Source organism: Marinobacterium sp. MBR-109, assembly GCF_040547565.1.
In the GTDB taxonomy this organism is placed as follows: Bacteria; Pseudomonadota; Gammaproteobacteria; order Pseudomonadales; family Balneatricaceae; genus Marinobacterium.
On sequence record NZ_JBEPPZ010000002.1, the window covers coordinates 317,003 to 342,017 of the forward strand.

Consider the following 25,015-nt stretch of genomic DNA (forward strand, 5'->3'; position numbering starts at 1 on the left):
GCATCATAACCAGCCACGAAAAATAAGCAATAACCCCTATCCAAAAGCATCGACAGATACATTCAATGACGATAATTTCCGAAATAAGGGTTTTCACTTATACTAATTTACATACAATAGGGTCAGTCATAACGACTTACAATAAGTAGAAGAATAAACCATCTGCACTGATGGAGGAGCAACCGTGAATCGCGAATCGATGGAATTTGATGTAGTAATCGTAGGCGCCGGGCCTGCCGGGCTCTCGGCGGCGTGTCGTCTGATGCAACAGGCTCAGGCCGCCGAGCAGGAGCTGACCGTCTGTGTGGTTGAAAAGGGGTCTGAGGTCGGCGCCCATATTCTTTCTGGCGCCGTAATGGAAACCCGCGCACTGGATGAGCTCTTCCCCGACTGGAAAGAGAACGGTGCCCCGCTGAAAACGCCTGTGACAGAAGATCAGGTGTTCCTGCTCAAGAATGAAACCGGTGCCGTCAAACTGCCCAACGCCTTTGTGCCCAAGACCATGCACAACGATGGCAACTATATCGTCAGCCTCGCCAATGTCACCCGCTGGCTGGGTGAACAGGCAGAACAGCTGGGTGTAGAGGTGTTCCCGGGTTTTGCCGCCGCCGAGGTACTGTACAACGAGGACGGCAGCGTCAAGGGGATCGCCACCGGTGACATGGGTGTGACCGCCAGCGGTGAGCAGGGCCCCAATTACATGCCCGGCATGGAGCTGCATGCCAAATACACGCTTTTCTCCGAGGGCTGCCGTGGCCACCTCGGCAAGCAACTGATCGAGAAGTTTGCTCTGGACAAGGATGCCGACCCCCAACACTACGGCATCGGCATCAAGGAATTGTGGGACATTGACCCGGCCAAACACAAACCTGGCCTGGTGGTGCACGGCTCCGGCTGGCCGTTGAGCGACGGCGCCAGTGGCGGCTTCTTCCTGTATCACGCGGAAGACAATCAGGTCGTGGTTGGCCTGATTATTGACCTGAACTACTCCAACCCGTATCTAAGCCCGTTTGACGAGTTCCAGCGCATGAAGCACCACCCCGAGATCAAGCAGTATCTTGAGGGCGGCAAGCGCGTGGCCTACGGGGCCCGCGCCATCACCAAGGGCGGCTTCAACACCCTGCCGAAGATGACCATGCCCGGTGCACTGCTGATCGGCTGCAATGCCGGCACACTCAACTTCTCCAAGATCAAGGGTATTCATACCGCGATGAAATCCGGCATGCTGGCGGCGGAATCGATTGCAGAGGCATTGGCCAATGGCGATGAAGGCGGCAAGGACCTGACCGGCTTTACCGATGCCTACCAGGCTTCATGGCTGTATGACGAGCTGTATCGCGGGCGCAACTTCGGCCCGGCGATGCACAAGTTCGGCCCCTATCTGGGTGGCGCCTTCAACTATATCGATCAGAACTGGTTCGGCGGCAAGATTCCGGTCACGCTGCACGACACCCACAAGGATCATGAACAGCTCAAGCTGGCCAGTGAGAGCACGGAAATTCAATATCCAAAACCGGATGGCGTCCTGTCGTTCGACAAGCTCTCATCGGTGTTTCTCTCCAACACCAACCATGAAGAGGATCAGCCCTGCCACTTGCAGCTGAAGGATCCAAATATCCCGATCAGTCAAAATTTACCCAAATACGCAGAGCCGGCCCAGCGTTACTGCCCGGCGGGTGTGTATGAAGTGGTTGAAGGGGAAAACGGCCCGCAGTTCCAGATCAACGCGCAGAACTGCGTCCACTGCAAAACCTGTGATATCAAGGACCCGGCCCAGAACATTAACTGGGTGGTACCTGAAGGTGCCGGTGGGCCCAACTATCCCAATATGTAGAAACGCCGAGGGCCGGCTTTAAGGCCGGCCCTGTTGATTTCAGATCACCATTTACCTCTAAAGATCAAGCTTAATACCACACTGCCGGCCCTGCTCTGACCTCGACAAACACGACCCGCGCACGTAACAGTAGTTACTGTCCACTTAACGGTTACGCATCCGCTCCTGCTCAAGGGCTGTTTCAATGCGCTGTAGCTGCTCGCTCATGGCAGCCATATGTTCACGCATCCAGTGAATCTCGGCTATTTCTCCCTCACCGGACTCCAGCTGTTCGGCAGCGCTTTCCTTCTGCATCACATCCAGCACGATACCGATCATCATGTTGAGAAAGATAAAGGCTGTCAGAAAGATGAACGTCAGGTAGAACACCCAGCTCAGCGGGTACACCTCCATGGTGTCATACATTACATCGGTCCAGTCTTCAAAAGTTGCCACCCTGAACAACGTGAGCATAGCGATGGTGATGTTGCCCCAGAGGAAGGGGTCGATACTCTCAAACAGAAAGCTGCCAATGGCGGCATAGATGTAGAAAATAATGAACATCAGCAGCGCCACATAGCCCATTCGAGGGATCGACTTGACCAGCGCCGACAGCAACATCCGCAGCTCCGGGACCATGGACACCAGTCGCAGGACTCGGAATACCCTGAGCAGGCGCGCAATCAGGACCATCTCCGAATCGTTGATCGGCACCAGACTGGCAACCACAATCACGAAATCAAATATGTTCCATCCCTTTTTGAAGAAGTCGAAAAAACGCTTTTCCGCCGCCATCCTGACAATAATTTCAAACAGGAAAAACAGAGTCACACCCAGATCGAGCCAGTTGATCAGCTGATCAAACCTTGACGTTTCTTCATAGGTCTTGGCGCCTATCAGCAGCGCCGAGGCAACAATGACCAGAATGACAAAAGTCTCGAACAGCTTATTGGCACGCAGCCGCTCAAGCCTGTCCTGGAGTCGAGCCCAGTAAATCCTCATGCGACGTACTCTCCGAAACAAAATGGTAGACAAGCGCGCGGATTATACGTCAGCGACCTCTCAGCCCCAATGCTCCTCTTCATCGGTCAGATCAAAACGTACATCCCGACCATCAGCCCCAAGCTGCCAGACCTCTTGCGGCTCACCATCGGCCGCAAAACGCACCAGGCCTATGCCCGCCTTGTTGACCAGCCGACACCCTTCTGCCGCACCTTCAGGGCGTCGAGGAGACACCTTCATCAGGCGACGTCGCGTAAACCAGTTCAACGGCGATGAAGGGGCGTAGAGCCAGCGATTAAGCCGGTCGAACAGAGTCAGCAGTCGGGGCGGAAATTCATTTTTCAGACCACTGCTGGTGATCTGCCAGATTTTCGGCCCACCCTTGCGGAAGCGGATTTCGATGTCATACACGAATGAGTAGTGCACATCACCCGAGAGCACGACAAAATGCTCCGGTGTACGCGTATGGCGGAAAATGTTCAGGATCACGTTGGCAGCACCCGGATGTGCCATCCAGTTTTCAGCGTCAACCATCAACGGCTGGCCGAAGGTGGTGAATGTCTTCTGTACCGCTTCGATCAGTTTGACACCAAACACGGGGGCCGGGGAAACCAGAATCACGGCCTTTCGGTCCAGCAAATGCTGCTGCAACTCGGTCAGGGCCTCCCAGTCCATCAGCCCCGAAGGACTGTTCAGGTTGCGCTCGGCACGCCAGCGGCGGGTACGCGTATCCAGCACCAGCACACCGGGATCAACGGGAATAAGGTAGTCCCAGCGCTGAAACGCTATTAATTCATTGATCAGGTTATGGTGATCTTCTTCATCGTGTGTTCTGAGCCAACGTTCCACATGCTCGCTCAAATGCTTGCGGATCCTGCGCGGCGCGTTGCCACTGCCCTGACAAAGCAGATAACCGATCATCGCATTACCGATGATCTGACGCGAGAACGGGTGGCCATAGGCAGAGAGCTCCCATGCAGCCGACAGGTTCCAGTCATCCGTAACATCATGGTCATCAAAGATCATGTACGTGGGAAGATGAGCCATTACCCGACTGACCTGAGGCAACTGCGCACGGAAGCCCAAAATGGCATCCAGTTCGTCATCATAGAGTGCTGCATGACGGAGTGAGAGTGGAGGCGGTTTCAGATCGATCCCCTGCCAGGCCCTGGGGGACCAGATCAGGCAGTAGCTGGCAATCACCTCGGCGAAGGTAATCAGGTGATTGTGCGCTGAATCGCTGGTAAAAATAGGTTTGCGCACTCCGGCAAAGAACCGTTCTCGCACATTTTCACTTAGCTGATCTTTCGGAAGCAGCTGCTCGCGCTGATAGTAACAATGCGGGCTTTGTCTCAGTTCAAGACCACTGTCAGCACCACCACCCTCCAGCGTTTCGTCCCATAGTCCCAGGCGATCACTGAGCAGGTGTGCCGCTCTTAACATCGGACCTGCCACATCGTCCGCGTAGAGCTGATCACCACTGAGCATCAATACTGCCGGCCAGTCAGCCGGTGTTGCAAGATTCTGCTCCAGCCAGGTATCGGCACGCGCCAAACCATCTCTTGATGGGTGATGCGGCTTGCGACAGGAACCATGCAGCATTGAACGCAGCTGAGGCTGGATCACGAAACCCGGCAGGCTTTCGTCTGGATATAGCAGATCCCGCCCCCAATCCCGAATGGAGCACCACTGAACATCCCCCTGAATACGGATCATCAGATCGTAATCAATACGTTCGGCCGTCGGCAGAGGGCTCTCGGGTTGCAGATTGAGGAGGCAGATCCAGGCACGCTCACCAACCTGGACCGACCAGCACTCATCTGCCGCAAGTGTCCTGTCGAACAACATTGTCTCTGAGGTTTTCAGCCGCAGGGAAAAGTCCAGGGGCGCAGTGGTCAGGCACCAGAATGTCAGCTCATCAGGCGCGGTGCGGCGCAGAATGGGGCCAACCAGCACGGGAAAGCGTGAGTCAGAATGTGAAGCCGGTGGGGTTATCGACATGTTTCAGATTCAGGCCGGACACCTAACATCCGGCCCTGGTCTCCTGAAGTGGCGGGTTATCAGTGCAAAGGCTCCTCGTATTTTTTACGAATCGCCATTAAAGCAGGCTGAATATCCAGCGGTGCATAGTTCATGGCCTGCTCAAACAGTTCCTTGTTCTCCTCCGACAAACGCTCTTCCTCGCTCATGGCCGAGAGCTGCTTCATGGCTTCAATGAATTTGGGGTGGGGAGTGTTGTTGCTCATGGCTATGCCCTCTTAGCTGATACTGCAGTCTTGATGTTCTGCCCGTCATATTGTGCACAGCTCACGGCTTGTCCACCAGTCTTACGGCCAATCTAATGACGTTCCGCTCAATATGAAAGCATTCGCATGCAAAAGTTCTCTCCGCAATAAACGCGGGCATTCACAATACAGGCGGTAAACAGCACAAGACAAAAAAGAGGGAATCACTTCCCTCAAGCCCGAGAGGCCTTCCATGGCATGGGTATGCAAGCATGGAGCCGGAGAAACAGAATAATGGGCCCCACGACGGGGGCCCGGAGGTCAGGCAATACCTACCGCTTTGATCTTCTCTTCGATCTCCGGCAGGATGGTTTCATCATCAATGGTGGATGGCATCTTGTAATCTTCACTGGCGGCTATCTTGCGCAGGATGGCACGCAGGATCTTGCCCGAACGGGTCTTGGGCAAACGCTGCACCACAACGGCACGACGGAAACAGGCCAGTGCACCCACCTGCTCACGCACCATGGCAACCAGCTCCTTCTCCAGCTGCTCCTCTTCGATCTCAACGCCGGCCTTGAGTACAATTAACCCAACCGGCACCTGACCCTTCAGTTCATCTGCCAGACCGATTACGGCACACTCTGCAACGGCAGCATGAGCGGAGACCACCTCTTCCATCTCACCGGTTGACAGGCGGTGACCGGATACGTTGATCACATCATCCGTACGGCCGGTGATATAAACGTAGTTGTCTTCATCCTTATAGCCACCATCACCGGTGTGGTAGTAACCCGGAAATGCAGTCAGGTACGAGCTGACAAATCGATCATTGTTGTTCCAGATGCTCCAGGCAACGCCTGGCGGCAGCGGCAGCTTGATGCAGATGTTACCCGCTTCCATCGCCCCGACAGGCTCACCGTCGCCATCCAGCACCTGAATGTCGTAACCGGGAATCGGCTTGTTGGTAGATCCTAGACGGGGCTCTGAGGGGGAATCCCAACCCATCATGGGCGCGGTCACCGGCCAGCCGGTTTCAGTCTGCCACCAGTGGTCAACCACCGGCACCTTTAACAGATCATCCAGCCAGTAGTAGGTTGAGGAATCCAGTTTTTCGCCGGCCACAAAGATCCAGCGCAGACTGCTCAGATCGTATTTTTTGGCCAGATCACCTTGCGCATCTTCCTTGCGCACCGCACGGAAAGCCGTTGGCGCACAGAACATGGAGTTGACCTGGTACTCTTCAATGATGCGCCAAAAGGCACCGGCATCCGGTGTCTTGATCGGCTTGCCTTCATAGAAAATCGCACTGCAGCCACCCATCAGCGGCCCATAGACGATGAACGAGTGTCCCACCACCCAGCCAATATCCGAAGCACCCCACCAGACATCACCGGATTCCATGCCATAGACGTTGTTCAACGCGTAGCGCAGGGCCACGGCATAGCCGCCGTTGTCACGTACGATACCCTTGGGTTGCCCGGTGGTACCGGATGTATAGAGAATATAGAGCGGATCAGAGCCCTTGACCGGTACACATTCGGCCGGCTCGACACCTTCCTGCGCCTGATACCAGTCAAGATCACGACTGGGATCCATCTCGGCCTTCAGCATTGGACGCTGGCAGACCAGCGTGTGCGGAGGCCTATGGCTGGCCAGTTCAATTGCCCTGTCGACCAACGGCTTGTATGCGATTTTTTTCTCAAATTCGATCCCGCAGGAGGCGGTCAGAATCACCTTGGGCTTGGCATCATCGATTCGGATCGCCAATTCATGCGGTGCAAAGCCGCCAAACACCACCGAATGAACAGCCCCCAGTCGGGCACAGGCCAGCATAGCCACTGCCGCCTCGGGGATCATCGGCATGTAGATGACGACGGTATCGCCCTTTTCAACACCCAGGTTGCGCAGGGTGCCGGCAAAACGGCTGACATGTTCCTTCAGGTCGTTGAAGGTGATCGCTTGCTTGGTATCGGTGACAGGCGAGTCGTAGTAAAGCGCAACCTGATCGCCACGCCCCTGCTCGATCTGATGATCAACCGCCAGATAGCAGGTGTTCAGCTCACCGTCGGCGTACCAGCTGTGGGTACCCCAATCGGTGGTGGTCAAAGTGGTTTGCGGTGCCTTGTACCAGGCAATGCTTTTGGCCTGCTCGGCCCAGTAAGCCTCGGGACTGGTGATAGACGCGCGGTATTGTTCGTTGTAATCCATGCTCCACCTCATTTTATTCTTGTTATGCGTGTACGGCACCCTCAGGCACCGTACGACACGCCGGACACACATCCCTGTTTATTCGGCGTCCTGATACAGTCTGATCAGGCTGGAGAAATCCAGCGCGCCATTACCGGCTGACTTGTGCAGGTTGAACAGTGCACGGGCCGCCGACCCCATGGGGGTAGCCGATGCACTCTGTTGACTGACTTCCATCGCCAGCCCCAGATCCTTGAACATCAGATCCACCATAAAGCCGCCTTGGTAATCACGCGAAGCCGGTACGCCATCCATCACACCGGGTACCGGGTTGTACACCTGCAGCGCCCAGTTGTTGCCGGAGCTCTGCTTCATGATGTCGGACAACACCTTCGGATCAAGGCCGTTTTTCATGCCCATGTTCAAGGCTTCACAGGTACCTGCCATCAGAATGCCCAACAGCATGTTGTTGCACACCTTGGCCACCTGACCTGCACCATGATCACCGGCATGGAAGATGTTCTTGCCCATGCACTCCAGAACCGGTTTGGCCTGTGCAAACTGGGCGTCAGAACCACCCACGATGAAGGTCAGTGTACCGGCCTGGGCACCACCCACACCGCCGGAAACCGGTGCATCAATAAAACCGATGCCCTTGGCGGCACCGGCCGCGGCCACACGGCGTGCCGTATCGGCATCAATGGTGGAGCTGTCGATCACCAGCGTATTGCTGTCGATCAGATCAAACAGAGGCTGGTCGCCTGTTACAAAAAGCCCTTCAACATGCTTGCCGGCAGGCAGCATGGAAACGACAAAATCCACGCCTTTTACTGCGTCCTGAGCAGACTCGGCAGTCTGACAGCCCGCTTCCGCCGCCTGTGCCAGTGCCTGCGCGGACAGGTCAAACGCCTTGACGCTGTGGCCTGCCTTGGCGAGATTGGCAGCCATTGGGCCGCCCATGTTACCCAGACCAATAAATGCGATTGTTGCCATGATGCTATTCCTTGTTTTTATTCTAAAAAGTCAAAGATATGGGTGATCGGTAATCACAGGTCCGCCAGTGGGTGCTGCTGCCAGGGTGACTGGAACATGCCCTCCAGAAACTGCGACTCGACCTCTTCGATGGAGGCAAAGGTCCAGTTGGGCTGGCCATCCTTGTCGATCAGCAGCGCGCGTACACCCTCCTGCAGTTCACGATGACGACAACACTGTACCGACAGGATCAGCTCATGCTGGAACACCTCCTTCAGCGACAGATGGCGGCAGCGGTGCAACTGCTCGTGGATCATTTTGATCGACAGTGGGCTGCCGTGGCTGATCGCCTTTTGTGCCCGCTTGATCCACTTGTCGTCAGACTCCAACGCCAGCAGTGACTCAACCATCTCTTCAACGGAGTCGTGATCGGTGACCTCCCGGATCAACGCTTCATGGGCACGAATCGGTGCCGGCATCGCCTCGAAGGTTTCACGACACTCCTCTTCCAGCTCACGCAGGACACGGCTGACCACGCCACCGGCATCTTCGCCCCAGTGCTCGCTCTGCAGTCGCTCCAGCATGCCTTCGCGCATGTCCACGGTCAGGGCTCGGTCAGCAAGCCCCAGGAACAGCGCATCGGCCGCATTGATCGGATTGCCGGTGAGGCCGAGAAACAGGCCGGTACCGCCAGGCATACGGTTGAGAAACCAGCTGCCTCCCACGTCGGGATAGAGGCCAATGGTCACCTCCGGCATCGCAAGATGCGAGGTCTCGGTCACGACTCGATGACTGCAACCGTTCATCAGACCCATGCCACCACCCATCACGATGCCACTGCCCCAGCAGATCACCGGCTTGGGATAGGTATGCAGGGTATAGTCAAGGCGATACTCACGGGTAAAGAATTGCTCCGGAAAGTCGTTGTCGTTGGCAACCATCGACTTGTACAGGTTGACGATATCACCGCCGGCACAAAACGCCTTGTCACCGGCACTGTCCAGCAGCACCGCGACCACGTTGGCATCATCCTGCCATTCATCCAGTTTCGGCTGAATCAGGTCAATCATCTCCAGCGTAAGGGCGTTCAGCGATTTCTCCGCATTGAGACGGATCTCACCGATGATCTGGCCATCCTTTGTCGCGTGTTCAGTAAAGAGTACGCAGCTCATAATCGGGCTCCCAGTGCCTGCTTGTTCAGCGGTTTTTCCATTCGGCCTTGCGCTTTTCGAGGAAAGCGTTAACCCCTTCACGCTGATCTTCGGTGTGGAACAGATCCACGAAGAGTTCACGCTCAAGTATGTAGCCCTGGTCCAGCGGACGGCTGCGACCCGACTGGATCAGTGTCTTGCAAGCCGCTACTGCGGACGGACTCTGCTCGCCCACCTGCTCTGCCAGCTGCAATGCACGCTCAAGTGACTGCCCCTGTTCGACCACCTCTTCAACCAGCCCGATCTCAAGCGCTTTGTCGGCCTTCAGCCGTTCGCCGCAGAGGATCATGCGCTTGGCCCAGCCCTCACCCACCAGCCAGGTCAGGTTCTGGGTACCACCGGCGCAGGGCAGCAGCCCCACCTTGGCTTCCGGCAGTGCCATCTGGGCCTGGGTTTCGGCAATGCGGATATCACAGGCCAGCGCCACTTCCAGACCACCGCCCATGGCAAAGCCGTTGATCGCCGCGATGGACACACCCCGGAAACGGCTCAAAGTTTCAAAGGCTTCGCCAAACAGGCGTGCCATGTCACGGGCCACGCTGCGATCACCATCGGCGAACAGTTTCAGGTCCGCCCCGGCAGAGAAGAATTTTTCACCCTCGCCGGTCAGCACCAGACTCCAGATATCACGGTCTTCATTCAGTTCACCGACGATGCGCACCAGCGCCTGCAGGCTATCAGCCGTCCAGGTATTGGCCGGCGGATTGTTCATGGTCAGCAACGCCACATGGCCGCGCTTTTCAACTCGAATCAGTTCAGACATTACCCTGTTCTCCTTATGCTGGACTTGTCAGTAGGGCTTACAGCTCGGCTGCACCTTCCGCCAGTACGCGGCGGGCGATGATCAGACGCATCACTTCGTTGGTGCCCTCAAGAATACGGTGGACACGGGTATCACGCAGATATCGTTCCAGCGGGTACTCCTTAATGTAACCGTTACCGCCATACAGCTGCAGGGCTTCATCACAGATGTTGTAGCAGACGTCTGTGGCAAAACGCTTGGCCATGGCACAGTAGGTAGTGGCATCAGAATGCCCCCTATCAAGCTTGCTGGCCGCCAGGCGCACCATCTGACGTGCGGCGATCAGCTCAGTCTGCATGTCGGCAATACGGAACTGCAACGCCTGGAAATCAGCCAGACGCTTGCCGAACTGCTTGCGCTCCAGCATGTACTCGGTGGCTTTGTTCAGCGCCTGCTGAGCGGTACCGACAGAGCAGGTGGCGATATTGATACGGCCACCGTCCAGGCCTTTCATTGCGATCTTGAAGCCATCACCCTCTTTGCTCAGCAGGTTCTCGGCCGGTACTCGCACATCCTCGAACGTGATCATGCGGGTTGGCTGGCAGTTCCAGCCCATCTTGTCTTCCTTGCGGCCGTAGCTGATGCCCTCGCTTTTGGCATCGACGGCAAAGGCTGAAATACCGGATGCACCCTCGCCCCCCGTGCGCGCCATCACCACCAGCACATCGGTGCTGCCGGCACCGGAGATAAAGATCTTGCTGCCATTGAGCACATAGTGATCGCCGTCAAGACGGGCGCTGGTTTTCAGTGAGGCTGCATCGGAGCCGGCATTGGGCTCGGTCAGACAGTAGGAGCCCAGCATCTGACCAGTGGCCAGCCCTTCGCCCCACTGCTCAATCACGGCAGGGCCACCAAAACTGGCCACCATCCAGCTCACCATATTGTGGATGGTGATGTAGGCGGTGGTGGAGGTACAGCCCATGGCCAGCTGCTCGAAAATGATGCTGGCATCGAGTCGACTCAAACCCAGGCCGCCCACTTCTTCGGGGGTATACAGGGAGCAGAAACCCAACTCACCCGCTTTTTGCAGTACATCAACCGGGAAGATCGCTTCCTGATCCCACTCGGCCGCGTTGGGTTCCAGTTCATTCTGTGCGAACGCCCGCGCCATGTCGGCAAAGGCGATCTGGTCTTCGTTCAGTTCAAAATCCATTCCATACCTCGGACGCACTTTTTTATTGTTATAGCCATGGCGGTCGAAACCACCATGGCTGCGATGACCGTTGTCGTTTATTTAAGCTGAATGGTCATGTTCGGGCCCGTCACGATGTCATCTTCAAACCAGCGTGCGGTTACCGTCTTGGTTTCGGTGTAGAACTTAACCGCTTGCTTGCCATAGGCATGCTGGTCACCGTAGAAAGACTTGCGCCAGCCGGTGAAGGAGAACATCGGCAGCGGCACCGGAACCGGCACGTTGATACCCACCTGTCCCACCTTGATCTCATGCTGGTATTTGCGCGCGGCCGCACCGGATGAGGTGAAAATGGAGGTACCGTTGCCGTACGGGTTTTCGTTGATCAGGGCGATCGCTTCTTCAATCGTATCCACTTCCAGCGCGATCAGAACCGGGCCGAAAATCTCTTCCTGATAGATCGACATGTCACGGGTCACGTTGCGGAACATGGTCGGCCCCACCCAGTTGCCATCCGGGTAGCCCTCCACCACACACTCGCTGCCATCCAGAATGCAGTCGGCACCGGCGTCCTTGCCTTCCTGAATCAGACGCAGCACACGGTCGCGGGCCTGCGGATTGATCAGCGGACCATAACCGGCTTCGGGGTCATTCCAGGCACCCGGACGCACCTTGGCCAGCGCATCACGCACTTCCGGGATCCATTCACGCGCTTCACCGACAAACACCGCCACGGAGATCGCCATGCAACGCTGACCACCGGCACCAACGGATGCCCCTGCGATGTTGTTGACCACCTGGTTCTTGGAGGCATCCGGCATCACCACCATGTGGTTCTTGGCACCGGCGAAGGCCTGCACACGTTTCATGTGATCGGTACCGGTACGGTAGATATGTTCACCCACGGTCACCGAGCCAACAAAGGAGATCGCCGGGGTATCCTTGTGAGTCAGCAGCTGGTTTACCACATCCTTGGTACCATGCACGATCTGCAGCAGGCCTTCAGGGGCACCCGCCTGCTGGAACAGCTCGGCCAGGCGCATCGGTGTCAGCGGGTCCTGCTCCGACGGCTTGAGCACAAAGGTGTTGCCGCAGGCGATTGCCATCGGGAACATCCACAGCGGAATCATCGCCGGGAAGTTGAACGGCGTAATGCCGACACACACACCCAGCGGCTGCGTAATGCTGTAGCAGTCGATTTTACGGGCCACGTTCTCGACGGTTTCACCCATGCTCAGAGACGCGATGTTGCAGGCGTGCTCGACCACCTCAATACCACGCCACACATCACCCTTGGCGTCTTCAAAGGTCTTGCCGGTTTCCTGCGCCAGCAGTTCAGCCAGTTCATCGTGATGCTCTTTCAGCAGATGCTGGTAGCGCAGCATCAGGCGAGCGCGATCACCGACCGAGGTTTCTTTCCAGGTTTCGAATGCAGTCTTGGCGGCTTCAATGGCGCGCTCAACCTCTGCGGGGGTCGCACAGGGAACCTGCGCCAGCACTTCCTGAGTGGCGGGATTGGTTACCGGCAGCCACTGGCTGGTTTCACTCTGGACAAATTCGCCACCGATCAGGAGCGGTACATGCTGAGTCATTCGTTTCACCTTCACTGTCAGATTTATTGTTGTTATCCGATCAGAAGCAGACCTGCTGACTTCTATTTACGTTAACGTTAATTCGTTGTCCATTTTGTAACACAGCCAGACGGTGGTCAGGATTGATAATGTTGCTCAGATGATGGACTATATTGCTGTAAAGTAAGGGTTTTCACTAAAGCATATGAAACCAAAGGCTAACGCATCAGATGAGCACTCCATCCAGCTGGCCCCTGCCACCGGAAAGCATCCGCTTTGTACTGCCACGGCAGATGGTCTCTAAACTGGCGACACATCCCCTTAGCGAGCAGCTGTATCCGCTCGGGATTGGTTACTATCAGCTGGCCCGCGGTCATGAAATGCGGCGTGAGCAGCATGATGATTTCCTGCTCATCTACTGTCTGGAGGGCAGCGGCCGGGTCGAGTACGGCAGTGACCACAAGCGCCGTATCATCCGTGCCGGCGATCTGCTGGTGCTGCCACGCGGCACGCCTCACCATTACTGGACCGACCAGCGCGACCCCTGGAGCATCTACTGGATCCACTTTGACGGCGCCCTGTCACAGGACTTTGTTGAGCAGCTGGCGCTGGATCCGGGATCACCGCTATTGCCGTTGGGGATACACTCTCGTCTGGTATCGGACTTTGAAGCCCTGCTGGACACGCGACAGGCACGTCACCATCTGGCGTCCTACCTGCACAGCGCCAATCAATTGCGACAGTTAATGACACATATTGCGCTGTTGCGACCGCTTGCACGGCAACAGCAGGAAGAGTCTCTGGATCTGGAGAAGATTCACAGCCTGATGCAGGCCCGCCTGCATGAGCAGATCGATGTGGAGACACTGGCCGGGGCCGTCAGCCTGTCGAAATTTCACTTCATCAAGAAGTACAAGGCGCTGACCGGTACGACTCCAATCAACCATTTCATTCAGCTCAAGATTGAACGTGCCTGCCACTTGCTGGATGTGACCAACAAAGGCATCAAGGAGATCGCATGGGCGGTAGGGTATGAAGATGCCTATTATTTTTCACGCATCTTCAGGAAAATGATGGGGATTTCACCCAGCCAGTACCGTGCGATACGTCTGGGTCGCTCATCGTACGTCAGCTGAGCAGGCTTCACAGCAGCGAGGATCATCGTAAAGCACAACCTGATTCTTGCCGCCATGCTTTGCCGCGTAGAGAGCCGAGTCAGCACGGGCAACCAGATCCACAAGGCTGGTCGCATCACGCGGGTAGATGGAAACACCAATACTGGCTGTCAGATCCAGTGTCTTCAGCGCGTCCGGCAAGGTTACCTGGGCAATGCCCTGACAGAGCTTCTGCATCAGGCTTTTCATACCTTCGGCATCGGTATCAGGACACACCAGCACAAATTCCTCTCCGCCCCAGCGGAACAGAACATCCGAACGTCGGGTAAACTCATCGATATAGGCAGCAACGTTCTGCAGTACCTGATCACCAGCCAAATGCCCATGCAGGTCATTGATCTGTTTGAAGTCATCCAGATCAACCAGAGCCAGCCCCAGTGGCCGGCGCTGGCGTCGCATAAGCGCAATCTGTTGCTCGGCAAGCCCTTCGCCGCGACGACGATTGAACAGCCCCGTCAGGACGTCGTAATCAGCCTGTTTCTGCAGCTCCAGCTCCTGCATTTTGAGATCCGTCAGGTTGAACACCATCCCGATTACGCGAACAGGTTCACCCTGCTCGTCACGCTCGCGCACCTGGCCACGATCGCGCACCCACAAATAATGCCCGTTGCGGTTCTTGAGCCGATACTCCGCTTCAAACAGATGACGCCGCCCCTGCAGGTGCTCTTCAAGAATGCTCAGCACAAGGGGAGCATCTTCCGGGTGGATGTTGCTCTTCCAGCTTTCCAGCCGCGGCTGCATCTCATCCGGTCCGTAGCCCAGCAAACGCTTGAGGTTAGGGCTGAAATACAGCTGCCCACTGTCAACCTGCCAGTCCCAGACGCCGTCCGCCACATCGTGCAGCCCCTGCCACACATTCTGCGGCGCCTGCTGCACCAGGCAGAACTGCTGCATCCGGTTGCTGATATCGCGCGCAACCGATATAAACACTTCACGACCATCCACCTGGTCGATTGAAATGCGAATTTCAACCGGCAGTTCATAGCCATCAGCGCAGATATGATGGCCTATAAACACAAACGAACCCCGCTCCCGTGCACTTTCGACAATCTTTCGCCAGTGGTCCATCCCTGTCACATCACGCTGCAGGGTCAATACTGAATGCCCCAGCACCTGCTCTCGGCTGTAGCCCAGATCAGTACAGGCCGCACGGTTGCAGCCAATGATCGCCGAGGTCTCGGAATCGACAATATAGACAGCGTCGGGAAGATGTTCGTACAGTTGTGCCAAATCCATAAGAGGCTCCTGGCTCCGGGTCATCCTGTTATACCGGAGCGATCAATCGATCCATGATATTGCGACCGTCCCTGTTGTGAAGCATTGCCTGCTTCTATCGTTCTGCACCCTGATCTTGCGCAAGTTTCTGACGCTTTTCACCTTCATCGACAGGTGACAGATCCCAGCCCTGCAGATGATTCAGGATCAACTTTTCCAACGCATCGATATGGGCAGGCTCCGCATTCAGCGCCGGTATGTATTCATAACGCTCGCCACCGGACTCCATAAAGTATTCCCGGTTTTCCTGTCCGATCTCTTCGATGGTTTCCAGACAGTCTGCCGAGAAGCCGGGGCAGATCACCTGAACCGATTTGACGCCCTGTTGCGGGAAGGCCTTCAGGGTTTCATCCGTATAGGGCTTAAGCCACTCTTCTCGACCAAAGCGCGACTGAAAGGTGGTCATCCAGCTGCCGGGCTCCAGACCAAGCCGCTCGGCGAGCAAACGACTGGTTTTGTGGCATTCGCAGAAGTAGGGATCGCCTTGTAACAAGTAGCGTTTGGGAACACCGTGATAGGACATTAACAGACGGTCAGCACGACCATGGTGCTTCCAATGCGCCTCAACCGAGGCGGCCAGCGCATCGATATAGGCAGAATCATCATGATAGTGATTCACCATCCTGAGTTCCGGCAACCAGCGACGGGTACGAAAATCCTCGGCTACGGCATCAAAGGTTGAAGCCGTAGTGGCGCCGGAGTATTGCGGATACAGAGGCAGCACCAGCAAACGCCTCACGCCGGCCTGCTGCATGCGCTCAATTGCGCTGGTAATGGAAGGGTTTCCATAACGCATGGCGAACTCGATCATCACATTGTCGCCAAAGCGGTGCTGCAACCGTTCCCGCAGGGCCGCTGTCTGTGCCTGGGTATACAGCAGCAGTGGCGACCCCTGATCGGTCCAGACCTCTTTGTATGCAGCTGCAGAGCGGCGCGGCCGTATGTTCAGAATCACGCCGTTAAGAATGCACCACCAGATCGGTCGCGGCACTTCAACCACCCGCGGATCCCAGAGAAACTCTTTCAGATACCGCCTCAGGGCCTTGGGTGCAGGCTCATCCGGTGTCCCCAGGTTGGTGACCAGTACCCCGGTCAATTCTTTCTGGTCGTGACTGAAGCCCTTTACTCCGCGATAGCCCATTACAGCTCCCTGAATAGCAAAAGCCCTGATCCTGTGAGATCAGGGCAAAAAGACAAGACTCGATGTGACGTGATCCTATTCCATACGGTGCTTCACGCCAAGTGGATCACCGCTGAACAGTGCCAACAACGAAAAAACGCCCGCCGGGGCATCTCCGACGGGCGAATCGCTCGACACTCTCGACTTAGCCGAAATTGCGTTTCCACATTTTCTGGAACTCGCCAACGATACCGCTACGGAACGCCAGCACACAGATCACGAAAATGAAGCCCATGATGATATGGACATAGTTGCCCAACTCACCACCGGACAGGTAGTTCTGCATGGTCACGATCACACCGGCACCGACAACCGGACCCAGAATGGTGCCGACACCACCTACCAGCGTCATCAGTACCACCTCACCGGACATGTGCCAGTGCACATCGGTCAGTGATGCCAGCTGGAATACCAGAGTCTTGGTCGAACCGGCCAGACCGGCCAGTGCGGCTGAAATGGTAAAGGCAACCCATTTGTAGTCATTGACGTTGTAGCCAAGGGAGACCGCACGCGCTTCATTCTCACGAATCGCTTTCAGCACCTGGCCAAAGGGCGAATGGATAGTGCGATGAATCAGCCAGAAACCAATCAGAAACACGGCCAGCACGAAATAGTACATGTTCATGTTGTCGGACAGATCAATGAATCCGAATAGATTTCCACGCGGTACCCCCTGCATGCCATCCTCGCCACCGGTGAACGGCGCCTGGAGGTAGATAAAGAAGACCAACTGTGCCAATGCCAGTGTCACCATGGCGAAGTAGATCCCCTCACGCTTCACCGACAGCTTGCCGAATACCGCCCCCAGGGCTCCTGCCGCAACAGTTCCCAGGATGATCGCCAGCTCGGGCGTCATGCCGGAGTTCATCATCAACCAACCGGTGATATAACCGCCCGTGCCCAGAAAAGCAGCATGACCGAATGACAGCAGCCCTACATACCCCAGCATCAGGTTGAACGCGCAGGCAAAGAGCGCAAAACAGAGCAGCTTGGCCAGAAATACCGGGTAGAGGAAAAAGGGAGCCACTACCGCCAGCACCAGAAGTGCTACATAGAGTTTGTTTACTTTCATCATAACCCCCTCAGGCTTCCTTACCGAACAGACCGGCCGGTTTCACCAGCAATACAATCACCATGACCAGGAAGATGACGGTATTGGACGCTTCCGGGTAAAAATACTTGGTCAAACCTTCGATGACCCCCATGCCGAGACCCGTCAATATTGCGCCACCAATGGAGCCCATACCGCCGATCACCACAATGGCGAACACCACAATCAGAATATTGGAGCCCATATCCGGTGACACGGAGTAGATCGGGGCTGCCATGACACCGGCAAGGCCGGCCAGACCCACACCGAAGCCAAAGGTCAGTGTCACAATCAAGGGAACGTTAATACCAAACGCCTGCATCAACTGCGGGTTCTCGGTACCGGCACGCAGATAGGCGCCCAGTTTGGTTTTCTCAATCATCCACCAGGTCAGGCCACAGACCACGACCGAGGCACAGATGATCCAGAGACGATAGTCCGGCAGATACATGAACGGCAGCTTGGTACCGCCACGCAATGCGTCAGGAATGGTATACGACATACCTGAAGAGCCGTACAGATGGGTAAACAGCCCCTGCAGAATCAGCGCAACCCCGAAGGTCAGCAGCAGACTGTAAAGATGATCCTCATTTGCAATGGGACGGATCAAAAACCGTTCCATCAGGATACCGACAAAGCCAACCACCAGCGGCACTATCACCAGTGCAGCCCAATAGTTGATGCCGAAGTAGTTCAGCGCCATCCAGGCAGCAAAGGCACCCAGCATGTACATGGCACCCTGAGCAAAGTTGATGATCTTGAGCAGACCAAAGATGATTGCCAGCCCCAGGCTGAGCAGAGCATAGAATGACCCGTTGATCAGACCGACCAGCAGCTGGCCGAAAAGACCAAAGAGATTGATACCGAGAAATGTCGCCATAGCCTTGTCCCGTTCTCACCTGCCTGATCCTGCGGCCAGAAGCAGCCGTCAGGCTGCCCTGCCGCCCGATTCAGGGCAGCAGGACAGAGTTTTTGCAGGGTTTAACTCTTATTGTTATTTGAAGTCGCACTCAGGCAGCACCGGAGCAAAAGCCTGATCACCCGGGATCACACTCACGACCTTGAAGATGTCATTGTTATCACGGCGCTCCTCAGGCTTCTTGATTTCGACATAGTACATGTCGTGAACCATGCGGCCATCGCTGCGCAGCGTTGCATTGCGGGAGAAGAAGTCATCCGGCTTCATCTCTTTCATCTTCTTGATAACGGCATCGGATTCATCCGTACCGGCAGCTTCAATCGCCTTCAGGTAGTGCATGGTCATGGAGTAGGCACCGGCATGTCCCATCGCCGGGATGGCGCCGTGACGTTCCATGAAGCGCTTGCTCCACGCACGAGTCTGATCATCATAATCCCAGTAGAAACCGGTTGTGGTACGCATGCCACCCGCTGTATTGGCATCCATCGCCTGGGCATTCGGGGTGAATACCAACAGACCGGCCACGTCCATCATCTGGGTCAGACCGAACTCGGACGCAGCTTTCAATGAGTTAACCGTATCACCACCCGCATTGGCCAGGGCCACTACGTCAGCACCGGAAGACTGTGCCTGCAGGATGTAGGAAGAGAAGTCAGTTGTGCCCAGCGGTGCACGCGCTGCACCTACGACCTCACCGCCGTTCTCCTGAATAACCTTGGTGGCAACGCCTTCAAGCGCGTGACCGAAGGCATAGTCAGCCGTGATGAAGAACCATTTTTTCTTGCCAGCTTCAACCATCGGCTTAACCGTACCGTTGGCCAGTGCCACTACGTTGTAGGTCCAGTGCACGTTGTACGGAGAACACTGCTTGGTGGTAAACGCGTTGGAAGCAGCCGTCGAGATCAGGGCGATCTTCTTGGCTTCAGTGGTTACCTTGGTAGCAGCGCCCACAACAGCGGATGATACCAGGCCACCAACCGCATCAACCTGTTCGTTTTCTACCCATTTGCGCACGATGGCAGAGCCCACGTCCGGCTTGAGCTGGTCGTCAGCACTGACGATTTCGATCGGTGCGCCCAGAACGGTGCCACCGAAGTCTTCAACCGCCATTTCGATCGCGGTCACACAGCCTTTGCCACAGATATCCGCGTATACACCGCCCATGTCTGCCAGCACACCAATCTTGACCTTGCCGTCGGAGACGTTGGCCATGGCAGCTGAAGACGCGAAAGCGGCAACGGATGCAGCGAGAAGGGTCTTTTTCATCATTTTCATCGTTACTCTCCTGTCGAGCATTGTTATTTTTATTTCTCAGTTAAGGGATCAAACCCCAAGATAGGTGTTCAGGAGCTCTGTTTTGGCTTCAAGCTCACTGGCTTGAATTTCCTCAACGATATGACCGTGTTCCATAACGTAGTGACGGTCGGCGATGGGGGCAGCAAAACGGAAGTTTTGCTCCACCAGCAGGATGGTCAAGCCTCGCTCCTTAAGCTTAACCAGTACCTCACCCAGCTTCTGCACAATTACCGGCGCAAGGCCTTCGGTAATCTCATCCAGCAGCAGAATATTGGCACCCGAGCGCAGAATACGCGCCAGGGCAAGCATCTGCTGCTCCCCGCCCGAAAGGCGAGTGCCCTGACTGTATCGGCGTTCATAAAGGTTGGGGAACATCTCGTACAGCTCCTCAACGCTCATGCCATCGGAACGCACTGCCGGCGGCAGCAAAAGGTTCTCCTCCACGTTAAGACTGGAAAAGATGCCACGCTCTTCGGGGCAATAGCCCAGCCCGAGGTGGGCAATCTTGTGCGCCGGCATATTGATGGTTTCATTGCCATTGATATTGATCGAGCCGGTACGGCGTCCCACCATGTTCATGATGGCGCGCAAGGTGGTACTGCGTCCGGCACCGTTTCTGCCCAGAAGCGTAACCAGCTCGCCCTGCATGATATTCATGTCGATGCCATGCAGGATATGGGACTCGCCATAAAAGGCATGCAGGTCGTCAATACGCAATTTCTCGCCATAAGTACTCATGCCTGAGTCTCCTCTGCCGCTGCGGCATCCCTGGCTGCCTGTTCGTTGGCTCGATCCTGCTCCTCACTGGCAGCCGTCCCCATATAGGCCTCACGCACCCGCGGATCTGCGGACACCGTTGCGTAATCACCTTCCGTAAGGATGGCGCCACGCTGAAGCACTGTAATTTTGTCAGCAAGCTTGGAGACGACATGAAGGTTATGCTCAACCATCAGGATGGTTCGACCTTCAGATACTTTCTTGATGAGGTCTGCAACCAACCCCACATCTTCGTGCCCCATCCCCTGAGTGGGCTCATCCAGCAGCATCAGCTCAGGCTCAAGCGCCAATGTGGTCGCAATCTCCAGGGCACGCTTGCGCCCATAGGAAAGATCAACCGTTTGAGCGTCCGCAAACTCAGCCAACCCCACCGATTCGAGCAATTCGACGGCACGATCATTGAGTTTGTCCAGTACCCTTTGCGGGCGCCAGAAATGAAAGCTATTGCCCTCCTTGCGCTGAAGCGCGATACGCACATTTTCCAGTACCGTAAGGTGTGGAAACACCGCTGATATCTGAAAGGAGCGCACCACACCCGCACGAGCGATGGCAGCCGGTTTCATGGGCGTGATGTCACGGCCATTGAATAGAATCTGACCCGTTGTGGGAATCAAAAACTTGGTCAGCAGGTTGAAAACTGTGGTCTTACCGGCTCCGTTGGGGCCGATAAGGGCGTGTATGTTTCCGCGTGTCACCTGAAGGTTGACGTCATCTACCGCGGTGAAACCCTTAAACTCTTTTACAAGATTACGGGTTTCGAGAACGTAGTCTGCACTCATGTGTAAACCAAGCCTCTTTGTTGTTTTTATGCTGGCTTTTCGCACTTGGCGTCGGATTCTTACCTGAACGTAAGGTATGGACGCAAACTAGCAATTTACCTTAGGGGAATACAATTACTACTTTAGTCTAACAAAGAAAGAAAAATACAGACCAATCACCCATATATTCCTTTAATTACAATACGTTAAATAAAAACACCCGCCCGCATCATCAATGAAAATTAATTTTTCGACACTTTACGTTAACGTAAACTTCATTTAGCCTGCATATACACGATAAGCAACAGGATTCAGAGCCACATGAGTAGAACCTACTCCATCAGCGAACTGGCCAGCGAGTTTGATGTAACAACCCGCAGCATCCGCTTCTATGAAGACCAGGGATTGCTGCACCCAACACGTCGTGGTCAGACGCGCATTTACAGCAGCAAGGATCGGGTAAGACTGAAACTGATTCTGCGCGGCAAGCGCCTTGGGTTCTCTCTGGCCGAGACCAAGGAACTGTTTGACCTCTGGGATGAAACGCTCAGTGGCAGTGAAAAACAGCTCAACCTGATGCTCAAGACAATCACGACCAAACGTGCGGAACTGGAGCAGCAGTTGAATGACATTGCAATGGTCCAGCTTGAGCTGGACAGCGCAGAAACCCGCTGCCGCGAAGCACTAACCGAATTACAACAAAAAAAGATGACGGCCGAGTGACTGGATCACGGCATCACAATCAAAGGTGGACATAATGATCTCTGCATATTCTGAACTGAACTTTGGACTGGGCGAAACCATCGACATGCTGCGCGAACAGATCAACAGTTTCGCCGCTCAGGAAATTGCCCCCCGCGCCGAAGCGATCGATCACGACAACCTGTTCCCGAACGATCTCTGGCGCAAGTTTGGCGATATGGGTCTGCTCGGCATCACTGTTAAGGAAGAATGGGGTGGTGTTGAAATGGGTTATCTGGCCCACGTCATCGCGATGGAAGAGATCAGTCGCGCGTCCGCTTCGGTCGGGCTGTCCTACGGCGCTCACTCCAACCTCTGTGTCAATCAGATTCACCGTAACGGTAACGATGAACAGCGCGCCAAGTATTTACCTAAACTGCTCAGCGGCGAGCATATCGGTGCCCTTGCCATGTCCGAGCCCAATGCCGGCTCCGATGTAGTGTCCATGAAGCTGACCGCTCGCGATGCCGGTGATCACTATGTGCTAAACGGCAACAAGATGTGGATCACCAACGGCCCCGACGCTCATGTTTATGTCATCTATGCCAAGACCGATCCTGCCGCCGGCCCGAAAGGCATCACCGCCTTTATCGTTGAACGCGATACTGAAGGTTTCACCCAGGCACAGAAGCTGGACAAGCTGGGCATGCGCGGTTCCAACACCTGTGAGCTGGTGTTCCAGGATGCCAAGGTCCCGAAGGAAAACATCCTCGGCCAACTGAATGGCGGTGTGAAGGTGCTGATGAGCGGCCTGGACTACGAGCGTCTGGTACTGTCTGGCGGCCCCCTGGGTATCATGCAGGCGGCCATGGATATCGTTGTACCCTATATCCGTGACCGCAAGCAGTTCGGTCAGGCCATCGGCGAATTCGAGCTGGTGCAGGGCAAGGTGGCCGACATGTATACCCAGATGAATGCCGCAAAGTCCTACGTTTATATGGTCGCGATGTCCGCCGACCGTGGCGAAACAACCCGCAAGGATGCTGCCGGTGCCATCCTCTACTCCGCTGAAATGGCTACCAAGGTCGCACTTGATGCGATCCAGCTGCTCGGCGGCAACGGCTATATCAATGAATTCCCGACTGGACGCCTGCTGCGTGATGCCAAGCTGTACGAGATAGGTGCCGGCACGTCCGAGATTCGCCGCATGCTGATCGGCCGCGAGCTGTTCCTCAACAAATAAGCTTTCCTCAACCAACAAGAACAATCGACACCGCCCGGGCAGCCCGTCTGCCCGGCAGAACGGGGAGCATTTTGATGACCCAATTGCACAGTAAAGTTAACCCGCGCTCGGACGAGTTTCGTGCCAATCACGACTCCATGGCGGCGGCCGTCGCCGACCTGCGCGATAAGGTATCCATGATCGAGCAGGGCGGCGGCCCTAAAAATCAGGAGCGCCACCTGTCCCGCGGTAAACTGCTGCCTCGCGAGCGCATCAACACCTTGATCGATGAAGGCTCACCCTTCCTTGAGCTGTCCCAGCTGGCCGGATACAACGTCTACGATGAAGAGGTCGCAGCCGCCGGCATCATCACCGGCATCGGCCGTGTCAGCGGCGTGGAGTGCATGATCATCGCCAACGATGCCACCGTAAAGGGCGGCACCTACTACCCGGTTACGGTTAAGAAACACCTTCGCGCTCAGGAAATTGCCGAGCAGAATCACCTGCCCTGCATCTATCTGGTGGACTCCGGTGGTGCCAACCTGCCGCGTCAGGATGAGGTATTCCCTGATCGCGATCACTTCGGTCGCATCTTCTTTAATCAGGCGCGCATGTCTTCCATGGGCATTCCACAGATCGCCGTGGTGATGGGCCTGTGTACCGCCGGCGGTGCCTATGTACCGGCCATGGCGGATGAATCGATCATCGTGCGCAATCAGGGCACCATCTTCCTGGCCGGCCCACCGCTGGTGAAAGCGGCTACCGGTGAGGTGGTCAGCGCCGAGGATCTGGGCGGAGCCGATGTGCACTGCAAGGTCTCCGGTGTCGCCGACCATTACGCCGAAAACGATCAACACGCGCTGCAGATCGCTCGTGATTGCGTCAAGAACCTTAACCACCGCAAGCAGTTGAATGATCTCAACCTGCGCAAACCTGTCGCCCCACTCTACTCGGCCGATGAACTCTATGGCGTGGTCGGCACGGATCTGCGCAAGCCCTACGATGTGCGTGAAGTCATTGCCCGTATCGTGGACGGCTCGGAGTTTGACGAGTTCAAGAAGTACTACGGTACCACCCTTGTAACCGGCTTCGCCCATATTCACGGCTACCCGGTCGGCATCATCGCCAACAACGGCATTCTGTTCGGTGACTCAGCCCAAAAAGGTGCCCACTTCATCGAACTGTGCTGCCAGCGCAAGATTCCATTGCTCTTCCTGCAGAACATTACCGGCTTCATGGTGGGCCAGAAGGCCGAGTCAGACGGTATCGCCAAGCACGGTGCGAAAATGGTAACCGCAGTTGCCTGTGCCAACGTGCCCAAGTTGACCGTTCTGATCGGCGGCAGCTTCGGTGCCGGCAACTACGGCATGTGCGGCCGTGCCTACAGCCCCAACTTCCTCTGGATGTGGCCCAACGCGCGCATCTCGGTCATGGGTGGCGAACAGGCTGCTGGGGTGCTGGCAACCGTCAAGCGCGATGGCATGGAGCGCAGCGGTGAGCAGTGGTCGACCGATGAAGAGAAGGCGTTCAAGAAACCGATTATCGACACCTACGAGCATCAGGGCCATCCCTATTACGCCAGTGCCCGCCTCTGGGATGACGGCGTCATCGACCCGGCCCAGACCCGTGATGTGATCGGCATGGGGCTTTCGGCAGCCTTGAACAGGCCGATTGAAGAGACCCGCTTCGGCGTATTCCGCATGTAATCGGTCGAGACATAATAA

General features: G+C 55.8%; 21 protein-coding genes. 5 read left to right on the forward strand and 16 right to left on the reverse strand.

What is annotated here, in order from left to right:
* Window positions 1-199 precede the first annotated feature (199 nt).
* The gene (locus ABIE60_RS04600) at window positions 200-1,834 is read left to right on the forward strand and encodes an electron transfer flavoprotein-ubiquinone oxidoreductase (protein WP_354468209.1); all 1,635 of its coding nucleotides are present in this window, start codon (window positions 200-202) and stop codon (window positions 1,832-1,834) included.
* Between the two features lie 144 nt (window positions 1,835-1,978).
* Here the strand turns inward: ABIE60_RS04600 and ABIE60_RS04605 are convergent, their stop codons facing one another.
* The 9 genes from ABIE60_RS04605 to ABIE60_RS04645 all read right to left on the reverse strand — a co-directional run bounded on the left by ABIE60_RS04605 (window position 1,979) and on the right by ABIE60_RS04645 (window position 12,939).
* Window positions 1,979-2,815, reverse strand: a complete 837-nt coding sequence (locus ABIE60_RS04605; protein ID WP_354468119.1) for an ion transporter — start codon at window positions 2,813-2,815, stop codon at window positions 1,979-1,981.
* A 60-nt stretch (window positions 2,816-2,875) separates the two neighbouring features.
* Window positions 2,876-4,816 (reverse strand): alkaline phosphatase D family protein, encoded by a 1,941-nt coding sequence (locus tag ABIE60_RS04610; protein ID WP_354468122.1) that lies wholly within the window; start codon window positions 4,814-4,816, stop codon window positions 2,876-2,878.
* A gap of 59 nt (window positions 4,817-4,875) precedes the next feature.
* On the reverse strand, window positions 4,876-5,061 hold the full coding sequence (locus ABIE60_RS04615) for a hypothetical protein (protein WP_354406301.1): 186 nt from the start codon (window positions 5,059-5,061) through the stop codon (window positions 4,876-4,878).
* A 300-nt stretch (window positions 5,062-5,361) separates the two neighbouring features.
* A complete protein-coding gene (locus ABIE60_RS04620) occupies window positions 5,362-7,251 on the reverse strand; it encodes an AMP-binding protein (RefSeq protein ID WP_354468123.1) in 1,890 nt (629 codons plus the stop codon).
* Between the two features lie 78 nt (window positions 7,252-7,329).
* On the reverse strand, window positions 7,330-8,223 hold the full coding sequence (mmsB, locus tag ABIE60_RS04625; protein ID WP_354468125.1) for a 3-hydroxyisobutyrate dehydrogenase: 894 nt from the start codon (window positions 8,221-8,223) through the stop codon (window positions 7,330-7,332).
* A 53-nt stretch (window positions 8,224-8,276) separates the two neighbouring features.
* Complete coding sequence (locus ABIE60_RS04630; RefSeq protein WP_354468126.1) at window positions 8,277-9,374, reverse strand: enoyl-CoA hydratase/isomerase family protein; 1,098 nt, start codon at window positions 9,372-9,374, stop codon at window positions 8,277-8,279.
* A 25-nt stretch (window positions 9,375-9,399) separates the two neighbouring features.
* Entirely contained in the window at window positions 9,400-10,176 is a 777-nt protein-coding gene (locus tag ABIE60_RS04635) for an enoyl-CoA hydratase (RefSeq protein ID WP_354468127.1), read from the reverse strand.
* 37 nt (window positions 10,177-10,213) lie between these two features.
* A complete protein-coding gene (locus ABIE60_RS04640) occupies window positions 10,214-11,368 on the reverse strand; it encodes an acyl-CoA dehydrogenase family protein (protein ID WP_354468128.1) in 1,155 nt (384 codons plus the stop codon).
* Between the two features lie 77 nt (window positions 11,369-11,445).
* Window positions 11,446-12,939 carry a CoA-acylating methylmalonate-semialdehyde dehydrogenase gene (locus ABIE60_RS04645; RefSeq protein WP_354468130.1) on the reverse strand — a complete coding sequence of 498 codons (1,494 nt, stop codon included), beginning with the start codon at window positions 12,937-12,939 and terminating at the stop codon, window positions 11,446-11,448.
* Between the two features lie 209 nt (window positions 12,940-13,148).
* On the opposite strand from ABIE60_RS04645, the gene ABIE60_RS04650 reads away from it, so the two are divergent.
* Window positions 13,149-14,054, forward strand: a complete 906-nt coding sequence (locus ABIE60_RS04650; protein WP_354468131.1) for an AraC family transcriptional regulator — start codon at window positions 13,149-13,151, stop codon at window positions 14,052-14,054.
* Here the strand turns inward: ABIE60_RS04650 and ABIE60_RS04655 are convergent.
* From ABIE60_RS04655 to ABIE60_RS04685, 7 genes are all read right to left on the reverse strand, one after another.
* A complete protein-coding gene (locus ABIE60_RS04655) occupies window positions 14,037-15,329 on the reverse strand; it encodes a sensor domain-containing diguanylate cyclase (protein ID WP_354468133.1) in 1,293 nt (430 codons plus the stop codon). The genes ABIE60_RS04650 and ABIE60_RS04655 overlap by 18 nt on opposite strands.
* 94 nt (window positions 15,330-15,423) lie before the next feature.
* On the reverse strand, window positions 15,424-16,509 hold the full coding sequence (gene hemH, locus ABIE60_RS04660; RefSeq protein ID WP_354468135.1) for a ferrochelatase: 1,086 nt from the start codon (window positions 16,507-16,509) through the stop codon (window positions 15,424-15,426).
* A 184-nt stretch (window positions 16,510-16,693) separates the two neighbouring features.
* On the reverse strand, window positions 16,694-17,620 hold the full coding sequence (locus ABIE60_RS04665) for a branched-chain amino acid ABC transporter permease (RefSeq protein WP_354468136.1): 927 nt from the start codon (window positions 17,618-17,620) through the stop codon (window positions 16,694-16,696).
* 10 nt (window positions 17,621-17,630) lie between these two features.
* Window positions 17,631-18,518, reverse strand: a complete 888-nt coding sequence (locus ABIE60_RS04670; RefSeq protein WP_091827015.1) for a branched-chain amino acid ABC transporter permease — start codon at window positions 18,516-18,518, stop codon at window positions 17,631-17,633.
* Window positions 18,519-18,632: 114 nt separating this feature from the next.
* A complete protein-coding gene (locus tag ABIE60_RS04675) occupies window positions 18,633-19,832 on the reverse strand; it encodes an ABC transporter substrate-binding protein (RefSeq protein WP_354468137.1) in 1,200 nt (399 codons plus the stop codon).
* 48 nt (window positions 19,833-19,880) lie between these two features.
* A complete protein-coding gene (locus ABIE60_RS04680) occupies window positions 19,881-20,591 on the reverse strand; it encodes an ABC transporter ATP-binding protein (RefSeq protein WP_354468138.1) in 711 nt (236 codons plus the stop codon).
* Window positions 20,588-21,409 (reverse strand): ABC transporter ATP-binding protein, encoded by an 822-nt coding sequence (locus tag ABIE60_RS04685; protein WP_354468139.1) that lies wholly within the window; start codon window positions 21,407-21,409, stop codon window positions 20,588-20,590. The genes ABIE60_RS04680 and ABIE60_RS04685 overlap by 4 nt, the downstream gene beginning before the upstream one ends.
* A gap of 300 nt (window positions 21,410-21,709) precedes the next feature.
* Between ABIE60_RS04685 and ABIE60_RS04690 the strand changes: the two genes are divergently transcribed.
* The 3 genes from ABIE60_RS04690 (at window position 21,710) to ABIE60_RS04700 (ending at window position 24,997) form a co-directional block, all read left to right on the forward strand.
* Complete coding sequence (locus ABIE60_RS04690; RefSeq protein ID WP_354468140.1) at window positions 21,710-22,111, forward strand: MerR family transcriptional regulator; 402 nt, start codon at window positions 21,710-21,712, stop codon at window positions 22,109-22,111.
* Window positions 22,112-22,145: 34 nt separating this feature from the next.
* Window positions 22,146-23,312, forward strand: coding sequence for an isovaleryl-CoA dehydrogenase (locus ABIE60_RS04695; protein ID WP_354468142.1), 1,167 nt, complete (start codon window positions 22,146-22,148; stop codon window positions 23,310-23,312).
* Between the two features lie 74 nt (window positions 23,313-23,386).
* Window positions 23,387-24,997, forward strand: coding sequence for a carboxyl transferase domain-containing protein (locus tag ABIE60_RS04700; RefSeq protein WP_354468143.1), 1,611 nt, complete (start codon window positions 23,387-23,389; stop codon window positions 24,995-24,997).
* The last annotated feature ends 18 nt before the right edge of the window (window positions 24,998-25,015 follow it).